The organism is uncultured Tateyamaria sp. (assembly GCF_947503465.1).
Classification (GTDB): Bacteria; Pseudomonadota; Alphaproteobacteria; order Rhodobacterales; family Rhodobacteraceae; genus Tateyamaria.
In genome coordinates, this window is record NZ_CANNDN010000001.1 from 133,117 (window position 1) to 145,011 (window position 11,895).

General features: G+C 62.0%; 12 protein-coding genes and 1 tRNA gene. 10 read left to right on the forward strand and 3 right to left on the reverse strand.

Annotated elements, in window-relative coordinates; all coding sequences use genetic code 11:
- Positions 1-6 precede the first annotated feature (6 nt).
- Positions 7-927, reverse strand: a complete 921-nt coding sequence (locus Q0844_RS00655; RefSeq protein ID WP_299041046.1) for an SPOR domain-containing protein — start codon at positions 925-927, stop codon at positions 7-9.
- A gap of 214 nt (positions 928-1,141) precedes the next feature.
- Here Q0844_RS00655 and Q0844_RS00660 point away from each other — a divergent pair.
- The 8 genes from Q0844_RS00660 (at position 1,142) to Q0844_RS00695 (ending at position 7,935) form a co-directional block, all read left to right on the forward strand.
- Positions 1,142-1,231 (forward strand) — tRNA-Ser (locus Q0844_RS00660).
- A gap of 62 nt (positions 1,232-1,293) precedes the next feature.
- Entirely contained in the window at positions 1,294-2,118 is an 825-nt protein-coding gene (locus tag Q0844_RS00665) for a tryptophan 2,3-dioxygenase family protein (protein ID WP_299041048.1), read from the forward strand.
- Positions 2,119-3,303 (forward strand): kynureninase, encoded by a 1,185-nt coding sequence (gene kynU / locus Q0844_RS00670; RefSeq protein WP_299041050.1) that lies wholly within the window; start codon positions 2,119-2,121, stop codon positions 3,301-3,303.
- 84 nt (positions 3,304-3,387) lie between these two features.
- On the forward strand, positions 3,388-4,515 hold the full coding sequence (locus tag Q0844_RS00675) for an ABC transporter substrate-binding protein (protein ID WP_299041051.1): 1,128 nt from the start codon (positions 3,388-3,390) through the stop codon (positions 4,513-4,515).
- Between the two features lie 84 nt (positions 4,516-4,599).
- Positions 4,600-5,517 (forward strand): branched-chain amino acid ABC transporter permease, encoded by a 918-nt coding sequence (locus tag Q0844_RS00680; RefSeq protein WP_299041053.1) that lies wholly within the window; start codon positions 4,600-4,602, stop codon positions 5,515-5,517.
- Positions 5,517-6,497, forward strand: coding sequence for a branched-chain amino acid ABC transporter permease (locus Q0844_RS00685; protein WP_299041055.1), 981 nt, complete (start codon positions 5,517-5,519; stop codon positions 6,495-6,497). The genes Q0844_RS00680 and Q0844_RS00685 overlap by 1 nt, the downstream gene beginning before the upstream one ends.
- Entirely contained in the window at positions 6,494-7,249 is a 756-nt protein-coding gene (locus Q0844_RS00690) for an ABC transporter ATP-binding protein (protein WP_299041057.1), read from the forward strand. The genes Q0844_RS00685 and Q0844_RS00690 overlap by 4 nt, the downstream gene beginning before the upstream one ends.
- Positions 7,246-7,935: an ABC transporter ATP-binding protein gene (locus Q0844_RS00695; RefSeq protein WP_299041058.1), complete on the forward strand. Its 690-nt coding sequence runs from the start codon at positions 7,246-7,248 to the stop codon at positions 7,933-7,935. The genes Q0844_RS00690 and Q0844_RS00695 overlap by 4 nt, the downstream gene beginning before the upstream one ends.
- A gap of 9 nt (positions 7,936-7,944) precedes the next feature.
- Here the strand turns inward: Q0844_RS00695 and Q0844_RS00700 are convergent, their stop codons facing one another.
- Both Q0844_RS00700 and Q0844_RS00705 read right to left on the reverse strand, forming a co-directional pair.
- Positions 7,945-9,174, reverse strand: coding sequence for an FAD-binding domain-containing protein (locus Q0844_RS00700; protein ID WP_299041059.1), 1,230 nt, complete (start codon positions 9,172-9,174; stop codon positions 7,945-7,947).
- Between the two features lie 30 nt (positions 9,175-9,204).
- The gene (locus Q0844_RS00705; RefSeq protein ID WP_299041060.1) at positions 9,205-9,588 is read right to left on the reverse strand and encodes a DoxX family protein; all 384 of its coding nucleotides are present in this window, start codon (positions 9,586-9,588) and stop codon (positions 9,205-9,207) included.
- A gap of 175 nt (positions 9,589-9,763) precedes the next feature.
- On the opposite strand from Q0844_RS00705, the gene Q0844_RS00710 reads away from it, so the two are divergent.
- Together Q0844_RS00710 and clpX are read left to right on the forward strand one after the other, a co-directional pair.
- On the forward strand, positions 9,764-10,405 hold the full coding sequence (locus tag Q0844_RS00710) for an ATP-dependent Clp protease proteolytic subunit (protein ID WP_299041062.1): 642 nt from the start codon (positions 9,764-9,766) through the stop codon (positions 10,403-10,405).
- A 162-nt stretch (positions 10,406-10,567) separates the two neighbouring features.
- On the forward strand, positions 10,568-11,833 hold the full coding sequence (gene clpX / locus Q0844_RS00715) for an ATP-dependent Clp protease ATP-binding subunit ClpX (protein ID WP_299041063.1): 1,266 nt from the start codon (positions 10,568-10,570) through the stop codon (positions 11,831-11,833).
- Positions 11,834-11,895 lie beyond the last annotated feature (62 nt).

Consider the following 11,895-nt stretch of genomic DNA (forward strand, 5'->3'; position numbering starts at 1 on the left):
TCCTGGTCAGTTGGTGACGGCGTATGCGTCCGTGAACCCCTCGGCCTTGATGGTCTTCAACAGCTGGCTGCGTTCGGGTGCCGTGCCTGCAGGGCCGACAACGACACGCCAGAACGGTTTGCCATCGCGTTCAAAGGTTTTCACGGTTGGGATGACCCCGGCGCCGCGCATCTGCTTGGCAGTGCGTTCGGCATTGGCCTGGATCGAGAAGATGCCGATCTGGATAAAGGGTTTGTCCAGACGGGACGCCGCTGGCCGCGTTTGTGCGGCAACAGGCGTGGGTTGCGGGGTCGCGGCCGGCTGGATGCCTTGTGCCGCAGAGGGTGCGGTGGCCGCGGGCTGTGGGGTCGGGGCGTCCAGCACGGCGGCCGCGCTCTCGATCGGGTCCAGGGCGGTGGTTGTCACATCCGCCGGGGCGGCAACGGTTTCTGCGTCGATGGGGCTTGCCTCGGGTTCGACCGCGACTTCTTCCTTGCGCAGGGCGGTGACGTTCAGCTGCGCCGGTGCACCCGCCAACATGCCAAGGGCCTCGGCGGCGTCGGAACTGATCTGAAGGCGCGGTCCCGGAATATCCCGTTCGCGGCGGAACAGTGCGCCCACGACGAACTGGTTGTTGTCGGCATTTCGGATGATCACCCGCTCGGGGTCGGTGACGTCGGGATGCGCGACCCAGACACCGCCCAGCGATGGACGCCCGTCCCAAAGGCCGGCTTCGGTCGCCGAAAACACCTCAGGCACTTCGACGTCCCGTTCAACGGTCTTGATCGGTACACCGGGTTGCGGCGCCCCTTCAACGGAGGTGTTCGAACGCTTGAACGCATCCATTGCCACGAATTGCCCGCTTTCGTCGCATCCGGCCAGTAGGCCAAGTGCGAGAAGGGCGGCGGTGCTGCTCCGAAGGGTGAAACGGGAGGAAATTCTGCTCATGGACCAAGTCCTTGCCTGCTGTTGCCTGTGTGCCCGTTTTGGGCTGTCTTGGTGTCGCGTCCGACACCGAAATTTGCCCCGCTTGTGCAGGGTTCTGACGACACAATAGCCACATGTGGCCGTTCTGGAAAGCACCCGATTCGTTTATCGGCAAATTTCCCCGTGACTGTGGGCATTTGCCGAATCGCGATTGCGTGCCTAAAGCAGGGCGCACGGAGATTTGGCAGAGTGGTCGAATGCGGCGGTCTTGAAAACCGTTGGGCGTGAGAGCGTCCCGTGGGTTCGAATCCCACAGTCTCCGCCATTCCCCGTCCAGGTGTGGACATTACCGCCCGCCCGCACATTATCAGGCGGGGGAGGCCAGACATGACCAGCAGTGATGACCACCATGGCGCCAAGCTCGATTTTGCGGGCGACATGTCCTATGGCGATTACCTGGGGCTTGATGCGCTGTTGTCGTCGCAGCATCCGTTGTCGGATGCCCATGACGAGATGCTGTTCATCATCCAGCACCAGACGTCCGAGTTGTGGATGCGGCTGGCAATCCATGAATTGAATTCAGCCCGTGATGCGATTGCGGCAGGCAACCTTGCCCCTGCTTTCAAGATGTTGACCCGTGTCGCGCGTATCTTTGAACAGCTGAACGGGGCCTGGGACGTGCTGCGCACCATGACGCCCAGTGAATACACGTCCTTTCGACCCAGCCTTGGCAATTCGTCCGGGTTTCAGTCACATCAGTACCGGCTGATTGAATACATCCTGGGCAACCGGCAGCTGGCGGTGTCCAAGGTGCATGCGCACCGACCCGAAGCCTTTGTGATCCTGTCAGATGAATTGGCGCGGCCCAGCCTGTACCAGGTGGCGCTGTCATGCCTTGCCGCCCGATTTGATGCCGGGGACCTGGCGGGCGCGGCGCATACCGGCGCCTGGTTGGAACAGGCACCGGTGCAAGATCTGTGGCAACTGGTTTACGAAGACCCCGCAACGCATTGGGAACTCTATGAACTTGCCGAAAAGCTGGTGGATCTGGAGGACTATTTCCGCCGCTGGCGCTTCAACCATGTCACCACGGTCGAACGCATCATCGGCTTCAAACGGGGCACCGGTGGCACGGCTGGCGTCAGCTATTTACGCAAAATGCTGGACGTGGTTCTGTTTCCCGAACTTTGGAACGTGAGAGGAGCCCTGTAGATGGTTCTGAGAAAAGAGTTTTTCGATTTGCCGGACGGCGTGATCTACCTCGATGGCAATTCGCTTGGACCCTTGCCGAAAGCGGCGCAAGGGCGTGTTGCCGCGATGATGCAGGACGAATGGGGCGCGCAGTTGATCAAGGGATGGAACAGCGCCGGATGGATGGCGCAGCCCAGCCGCGTTGGCGACCTGGTTGGCGGCTTGATTGGTGCGCCCGCTGGTACGGTCGTGATGGGTGACACCCTGTCGATCAAGGTCTATCAAGCGCTGGCTGCGGCGCTGAAAATGCGCCCCAAGCGCAAGATTATCCTCAGCGATTCCGGTAACTTCCCGACCGATCTTTACATGGCGCAGGGTCTGATCCAGATGCTGGAAGGCGGGTATGAGTTGCGCGTCGTGGAACCCGAGGCCGTGGCGGAGGCCATCGATGACAGCATCGCTGCCGTCCTGCTGACCCAGGTGGATTACCGCACGGGACGGTTGCACGACATGCCGATGATCACCGAACTGGCCCACAGTGCGGGCGCTGTGATGATCTGGGATCTGGCGCACAGTGCGGGGGCATTGCCGGTTGATCTGGGGGGCTGTGCCTGCGAATTCGCTGTGGGCTGCACCTACAAGTACCTCAATGGTGGGCCGGGTGCGCCCGCGTTCATTTATGTGCGCAAGGACCTTGCCGATCATGTGGAGCCTGCGCTTGCCGGGTGGCTGGGCCACGACGCGCCCTTTGCCTTTGATCTGGACTATCGCCCGGCACCTGGGATCGAACGGATGCGCGTCGGCACGCCGCCGGTGATCCAATTGACGGCCCTGGAGGCCGCGCTTGAGGTCTGGCACGACATCGACATGCAGGCCCTGCGCGCGGCGTCCATCGACTTGCAAGAGCTGTTCATTCGAGAGGTCGAGGCACGCGTGCCGCAATTGACCCTTGCCAGCCCGCGTGACAGCGCACGGCGGGGCAGCCAGGTGTCGTTTGCATTCGAACATGGCTATGCCGCGATGCAGGCCCTGATCTCGCGCGGTGTGATCGGTGATTTCCGGGCGCCCGACATCATGCGCTTTGGCTTTACGCCGCTGTATCTGGATGATGCGGACGTGGTGGCGGCGGTCGACCACATTGAAGCGGTGATGACCGGCCGCCTGTGGGACGATCCCGCATTCACAACCCGGCAGCGTGTCACCTAGGTCTTGACGCGCGCAGGCCGTAGGGGCCTGATGGCGCGGGAAAGACGGGCCGCAAGAGCCCGGATCAATAGGGAGAAGACTTCAATGACATTGAAACGATTGATGGCGGCGTGCTGCATCGCTGCCTTGGGCACGGCTGCGCAGGCTGACGGGGTCAAGGTGGGGATGATCACCACGCTGTCCGGGGGTGGTGCGGGCCTTGGCATCGACGTGCGTGACGGCTTTTTGCTGGCGGTGAAGGGCAATGACGATATCGAAGTCGTCATCGAGGATGACCAGCGCAAGCCCGACATCGCGGTACAACTGGCTGACAAGATGATCCAATCCGAAAAGGTCGATGTGATGACCGGCATCATCTGGTCGAACCTGGCCATGGCGGTGGTGCCTGCGGCGACGGCACAGGGCAAGTTCTATCTGTCGCCCAATGCGGGACCGTCGGCGCTGGCCGGCAAGGGGTGCCACCAGAACTACTTCAACGTCAGCTGGCAGAATGATGCCTTTTCCGAAGCTGCGGGCACGGCGCTGAACGGCGAGGCGGGCAAGGTGTTTCTGATGGCGCCGAACTATCCCGCAGGTCAGGACATCATGGCGGGGTTCAAGCGCACCTTTGAGGGCGAGATCGCGGCGGAGGTCTATACCAAGCTGGGCCAGACCGACTATGCCGCCGAGATTGCGCAGATGCGGGCCAGCGACGCGGACCAGATCTATTTCTTCCTGCCCGGGGGCATGGGGATTTCGTTCATGAAGCAATATGCAGGCTCGGGCGTGGACAAACCCGTGTCGGGCCCGGCGTTCAGCTTTGATCAGGGCATTCTGGGTGCCATTGGGGACGCGGCCGTCGGGGCCAAGAATACGGCCCACTGGTCGAAGGACCTTGATGTGCCCGGCAATGCCGAATTCGTGGCTGCCTTCCAGGCCGAGTATGGCCGTCTGCCGTCCATTTATGCCGCGCAGGGCTTTGACACGGGCCTTTTGCTTGCGTCGGCTGCAGGCAAGGCGGACGTGGCTGATGCGGATGCGTTCCGTGCCGCCTTGAAAGAGGCTGATTTCCAATCCGTGCGCGGCAAGTTCTCGTTCGGGTCGAACAATCACCCGGTGCAGGACATCTATATGCGCGAAGTGATCAAGGAAGGTGATCTGGTCACCAACCGGATCATCGGCACAGCCGCGACAGATCACAGCGATCCGTACGCGGCGGATTGCAAGCTATAATCAGGTTGGCCTCGGCCATTCCGGGGTCTTTTCACATTATTTCAAGGGCTTGCAAGATGCTGTGCATCTAGCGGGGCAGGGCGAATGACGACGCTTCTGTTGATCGAACAGGTGCTGAACGGGCTGCAATCGGGGATCATGCTGTTTCTGATGGCGGCTGGGCTGACCCTGATTTTTGGGGTCATGGGCCTGATCAACCTGGCCCATGGGTCGCTTTACATGATCGGGGCGTTCGCGGCGGCGGCAGTCGCGGGCGCAACCGGATCCTTTGTTCTTGCGCTTGGCGCAAGCCTCGTGGCCGCCGCAGCGGCGGGTGTGGTGATCGAAGTGGGGGTGATCCGACGGCTGTACGATCGCGACCACCTGGATCAGGTGCTTGCGACGTTTGCCCTGATCCTGATCCTGTCCGAAGGGATGCGGTGGCTGTTTGGGTCTTTTCCCCTGTACCTTGACGTGCCGTCCGCATTGGCAGGGCCCGTGACATTGCCGGGGGGCATCCAGTACCCGGCCTACCGGTTGCTGATTATTCTGATCGGTCTGCTGGTGGCTGTGGGGTTGTTCCTTCTCATCGCGCGCACGCGGATCGGTATCCAGATACGCGCTGGTGAAAGCGATAGAGAGATGATTGCCGCCCTTGGTGTCGATATTTCAAGGCTTTACACGCTGATCTTCGCCTTGGGGGCGGCGCTGGCTGGTCTGGCGGGCGCGCTTGTCGGGGCAATCCAGTCGGTACAGGTCGGCATGGGGGAACCGGTGCTGATCCTTGCCTTTGTCGTTATTGTCATTGGCGGGATCGGGTCGATCAAGGGCGCGTTTGTCGGGGCCTTGCTGGTGGGGCTGACGGATACGCTGGGCGGTGTGGTACTGCCCCTCGCGCTGGGCGGGTTCATGGACGCGTCCGCAGCCACCACGGTCGGGTCCGCGCTGGCGTCGATGTCGATTTATGTGCTTATGGCCGTCGTCCTGATCTTCCGGCCCACCGGCCTCTATGGGGCGGCCTGATGCTGCGTGAACCGGTCCTCAACACACTGGTCTTCCTGGCGCTGCCTACGGTGGCTGCGCTTGCGGTGGTGCTGGACGAACCGTTCACGATCACCCTTGCCACTCGCGCCGCGATCCTTGCGCTGGCGGCGGTGGGCCTGAACCTCGCTCTGGGTATCGGCGGGCTTGTCAGCCTCGGCCACGCGGTGTTTTTCGGTCTCGGGGGCTATGCGATGGGCATTCTGGCCAGCCATGCCCAAAGCTTTACCGCGATTGATCTGGGCCTGTTCATGGTCGAGGGCACGACGTCCATGCCGGTGATCTGGCTGGTCGCGGTTCTCGTCAGTGCCCTGGCGGCGCTGCTGATTGGCCTTTTGGCGCTGCGCACGGCAGGCGTCTACTTCATCATGATCACGCTCGCCTTCGGGCAGATGTTTTACTATTTCACGATTTCCTGGCCCGCCTACGGGGGTGAGGACGGGCTGAGCATCTATGTCCGCAACAGCTTTCCGGGGTTGAACACGCTGGATCCGATCCAGTTCTTCGCCCTTGTGTTCGGGGTACTTGCCATCGTCCTGTGGATCATGGGCCGGATTGAACGGTCTCCGTTTGGGTTGGCGCTGGGATCCGCCCGGCAGAACGCCGTGCGGGTCGAAACCGTCGGGCTCAGCCCGTTTCGCCTGCGGTTGGAGGCCTTCGTCATATCGGGCGCGATCACGGGTCTTGCCGGCGCGCTGTTTGCCGATCTCAACCGGTTTGTGTCGCCCACCATGTTCAGTTGGCAAATGTCCGGCGAATTCATCGTTTTCATCGTGCTGGGCGGCATAGGCCGCCTGTTTGGCCCGGTGGTCGGGGCATGTCTGTTTGTGCTGCTGGAACACATGCTGAGCGGCGTCAGCGACTATTGGTTGGTGTTTCTGGGCGCGATCCTGCTGTTTGTCGTTCTGTTCGCCCGGGGCGGCGTGATCGGCGCACTGACCGAGCCGGGGCGTGGGGCATGAGCCGCGCGCTGCTGGATATCCGCGACGTGTCCAAGTCGTTCGGCGCGTTGCAGGCTACGGATGCCGTATCACTGGACCTTGTTCCGGGCGAAATCCATGCGCTGATCGGTCCAAACGGGGCGGGCAAGTCGACCCTGATCCAGCAGATTGCAGGGGGCCTGATGCCCGACGCCGGACGCATCAGTCTTGGGGGCGAGGACGTCACGGCCCTGGGTATGGCCGCGCGGGCCCAACGGGGTCTGGGCCGCACCTTTCAGATCAGTGCGCTGGCCATGGACAACACCGTGCTGGAAAACGCGGCCCTGGGTGTGATCGGGGCGCAGCGCGGTGCCTGGCGGTTCCTTGGATCGGCGCTTGGCACTGCCAAGACGCGCAGCGCTGCCCAAGCGGCGCTGGACCGCGTGGGTCTGCGCGAGGTTGCGGACATGCGCGTCGGCACACTCAGTCACGGGCAGCGCCGATTGCTGGAAGTGGCGGTGGCGCTGACCTTGCAGCCGAAACTGTTCCTGATGGATGAACCGATGGCGGGGCTGGGCGCGGAAGGCACGTCCCGGATGACGGCATTTCTGGCGCAACTCAAGGCGGACGCGCCCATTTTGCTGGTCGAACATGACATGGACGCCGTCTTTGCCCTTGCCGACCGCATTTCAGTGCTGGTTGCAGGCAGGATCATTGCAACCGGCACCCCCGACGACATCCGAACGAACGCGGATGTGCGCACCGCCTATCTGGGTGAGGAGGTTCCCGCATGACCCTCTTGCAGCTTGACGGGATCGAAGCCTCCTACGGCGCCGCGCAGGCCCTGTTTGGGGTCGACCTGCGCCTGGACGAGGGCGAGGTGCTGGCCCTGATGGGGCGCAACGGGATGGGCAAGTCCACGACGATCCGGGTGATCTGTCGCCTGTTGAAACAGTCGCGCGGTCAGGTCACGTTCGGTGGGCGGGTCCTGGACGGTGTCGCACCGCATGTGGCGGCACGCGCGGGTCTTGGTCTTGTTCCCGAAGGCCGCCGGATCTTTGCCAACTTGACGGTGCAGGAAAACCTGCTGGCCGCGGCCCGGCCCGGCGCATGGGACCTGAGGTCCGTGTCCGACCTATTTCCCCGCCTCGGGGAACGCGCGGACCAGATGGCGGGGTATCTGTCTGGCGGCGAACAGCAGATGCTGGCCATCGGGCGTGCGCTGATGACCAATCCGCGTCTGATGGTGCTGGACGAGGCGACCGAGGGGCTGGCCCCCGTCGTTCGGCAGGAAATCTGGGCGGCGCTGGATGCGGTGCGACGTGACACTGGGCTGTCGCTGTTGGTGGTGGACAAATCGCTGGCGGAACTGGGGCGCATTGCGGATCACGCGGTGATCCTTCAGCGCGGACGCTCTGTCTGGCACGGGCCGATGCAAGACGTCGCAGGCGAGGTCGCAAACACTTACCTGGGTGTGTAAGCCACGGCCCTATTCGGCTGCGCGCAATCCTCGCAGCTCGCCCAGCAAGTGCGGTATCTTGTCCTTGAACCGGAAAAAACCGTGCGTCGCATGGGGCCACGCGGCGCTGTCAAAGCTGCGCCGGATGCGTCGGACAGGCGGGGCATCCGCCATTTGGGCAAGGCGGGCCAGAACGTCAGCGGCGGGCCCCGTGGGTGCGTATGGCGTCATAATCTGATCTACCCCGGCCGATGCGACCCAGGCGGCCAACGCATCCGCAGTCGGCGCCGCATGGGTGACATCCCCCAACCTGTCGCGATACCGGTCCACGGTGTCCCGCGCCGCGGCATCGGCGAATTGGGCCACATGCGGGGCTACGTTCAGCGGCGTCAGGCCAGATCGTGTCGTGATCACCGCCGTCGCAACGGGTGCGACGCCAGCGTCCAGAATGTAACCGGGGCTGAGATCATCGTCATGCAGGATCAGACCGGTGCGCGGGCCTGGAATGGGGACATCCGCATCGGGCAGGGGCATCGCGTCGGGCTTGGCCGGACCGTTAAGCGCCTGCGCCTCGCCCGCCAGTTGCCATTTCGGTGCAAACCGCCCTTCGGTGTATTTCGAGATGTTGGAGGTGCGCGCGAGATAGGTTTTGCCCGGGGTCTGGATACCGGCCACCCAGCGCCAGCTGAGCGTGTTGGACGCAGGATCGCCATCCAGAAGGTGCCGCAAGAAGAAATCCGCGCCCAATTCCCATGGAAGGCGCAAGGTGAATATCCAGATCGACGCGAACCACATACGCGCGTGATTGTGCAAATACCCAGTTTCAACAAGCTCTTGCGCCCACATGTTAAAGCACTCGATCTCGGTATTGCCGGTGCAGGCCGCTGCCCACCTGTCGCGCAGGCCAGACTGTGTTTGCACCCCGTCCAGCGCGCCTTTCAGCGCCGTCTTGTACTGGCCCCAAACCGCGGGCCGCAATTCCAGCCACCCTTTCCAATAGGTGCGCCAATAGACTTCCTGAATGAACTTCTCGGCGGCGGCGGCACTGTGACGGGCCAACGTGGCCTGCAGCACTTCGGCCTCTGTCATCAACCGCGCCCGGATGTAGGGGGACAGGGTGGATACGCCGGTATGTCCGTCTCGGCCCAGGTCGAAGTTCCGGCGCGCCGCATAATCGCGCCCGGCATGGGGCAAGAAACGATGGAGCCGCTCGAGCGCGGCGGTGCGGGTTGCTGGAAAACGGATCAGGGCGTCGCTCATGGCGCGGAGGTAAGGCAGCGCGCCAACAGGTCAACTCTGCGCCGGAACGCGCCCGCCGCTGGCGACGATCAGCAAGCCGCCGACAACCGCGATGTTCTTGAAAAATAGTGACACTTCGATGCGTGCAAGCTCGGGGGCTGCGGCCCAGAACGGGTGAAGCAGCAGGTTGATCGCCAGGGTGTGCACAATCAGCGCAGTGGCGGCGAGGCGCAGCGGCCAGGCCCGCGCAAATGCAACAAGAAGGCCGCCACCCAGTTCCAGCGCAATCACCGGGTAGATCAGAAGATGTGCAAGAGGCATGCCGACTTCGGTCATCCGCAAGATCGACGGGTCCGGGTCCAGTATCTTGTCCAGACCGCCGAGGATGAACAGGGACGCAAGCAGCACGCGGCCAATGACAAGTGGAATGGACATGGAGCCTCCTAGAATAGGGTCGTACCCGAATAATACGTAGTTCGCACTAAAATTGGTCAAGGGCAATTGCGCCACATCAATTCGCGTGCCCTTGCAGCCCCCGAATGCCGATACTAAGACTCGGGTAACTTCTCTGCGGGTATGGTCTCGCAGAAGTCTGACGAGGCAGGACATCATGCGCGACCCCATCGATCAATATGCAAACATCACCAACAATCTGGTCCCGATGGTGGTCGAACAGACCAGCCGGGGGGAGCGGGCCTATGACATCTTCTCGCGCCTGCTGAAGGAACGGATCATCTTCATCAATGGCCCGATCCATTCGGGGATGAGCCACCTTGTCGTCGCGCAGCTCTTGCATCTTGAGGCGGAAAACCCGTCCAAGGAAATCAGCATGTACGTGAACTCTCCGGGCGGCGAAGTGACGGCTGGGTTCTCGATCTACGACACGATGCAGTACATCAAGCCAAAGGTATCGACGCTGATCTGCGGGATGGCGGCCTCCATGGGGTCTGTCATCGCCATCGGTGGAGAGCCGGGGATGCGTTTTGCCTTGCCCAACTCGGAAATCATGGTGCACCAGCCGTCCGGCGGGTCGCAGGGCATGGCGTCCGATATCCTGATTTCGGCGCGCCATATCGAACAAACGCGCGAGCGGATCTATCAGCTTTATGTCAAGCATGCCGGCCAGAATTATGACACTGTGCAGAAAGCTCTGGACCGCGACACCTGGATGACACCGGAAGAAGCCAAGGAATGGGGCCACATCGATGAGATCGTGGACCAGCGGGCCAAGTCCGACGATGACGAAAAATAAGGCAGTCGCGCCGGTCTTCACGACTGGCGTGAATTGACCGCGAGGTCAGGCAAAAAGACGATTGTGGACCCTGCGGGGCTGTCTTAAGCTGACGGTCAACGCGGGGCGCGCCGGAGATGATCCGGCACCTGGAATGGCGGCATCTGCCGGGAAGGACGCGACATGGCCACGAATTCGGGCGGCGACAGCAAGAACACCCTCTATTGCAGCTTTTGCGGCAAGAGCCAGCACGAGGTGCGCAAGCTGATTGCGGGCCCGACAGTCTTCATCTGCGATGAATGTGTTGAATTGTGCATGGACATCATCCGCGAAGAGACGAAGGCATCCGGCCTGAAGTCCACCGACGGTGTGCCGACGCCCAAGGACATTTGCGAGGTGCTTGATGATTACGTGATTGGCCAGGCCATGGCCAAGCGCGTGTTGTCGGTGGCCGTGCACAACCACTACAAGCGCCTGAACCATGCCCAGAAGGGTGGGGATATCGAACTTGCCAAATCCAACATCCTGCTGATCGGCCCGACGGGCTGTGGCAAGACGTTGCTGGCCCAGACGCTCGCGCGCATTCTGGATGTGCCGTTCACGATGGCCGATGCAACGACCCTGACCGAAGCGGGCTATGTGGGCGAGGATGTAGAGAACATCATCCTTAAGCTGCTTCAGGCGTCGGAATACAATGTCGAGCGCGCGCAGCGCGGCATCGTCTATATCGACGAGGTCGACAAGATCACGCGCAAATCCGAAAACCCGTCCATCACCCGCGACGTGTCGGGCGAGGGGGTGCAGCAGGCCCTTCTGAAACTGATGGAAGGCACCGTGGCATCGGTCCCGCCGCAGGGCGGGCGCAAGCATCCGCAGCAGGAATTCCTGCAAGTGGACACCACAAATATCCTGTTCATCTGTGGCGGTGCATTCGCAGGTCTCGACAAGATCATCGCGCAGCGCGGCAAGGGCTCGGCCATGGGCTTTGGCGCTGATGTGCGCGACAATGATGAACGTGGCGTGGGCGAAATCTTTACCGATCTCGAACCCGAGGACTTGCTGAAATTCGGCCTGATCCCGGAATTCGTGGGCCGCTTGCCGGTGCTCGCGACACTCGAAGATCTGGACGAAGATGCGCTGGTCACCATCCTGACCCAACCCAAGAACGCGTTGGTCAAGCAGTATCAGCGTCTGTTCGAGTTGGAAGATACGTCACTGACATTCACAGATGATGCGCTGAGCGCGATTGCCAAACGGGCGATTGAACGCAAAACCGGTGCACGCGGCCTGCGTTCCATCCTGGAAGATATCCTGCTCGACACGATGTTCGAGTTGCCGGGGCTCGAGTCGGTGACCGAAGTTGTGGTCAACGAGGAAGCGGTCAATTCGGATGCGGCCCCTCTGATGATTCACGCCGAGGCGGAAAAGGAACCAGCGTCGGCCGGATGATCGCGTAGACGATGGAAACCGAAGGCGGGTGTCACACCCGCCTTTTTCAATTTTGTCTGAAG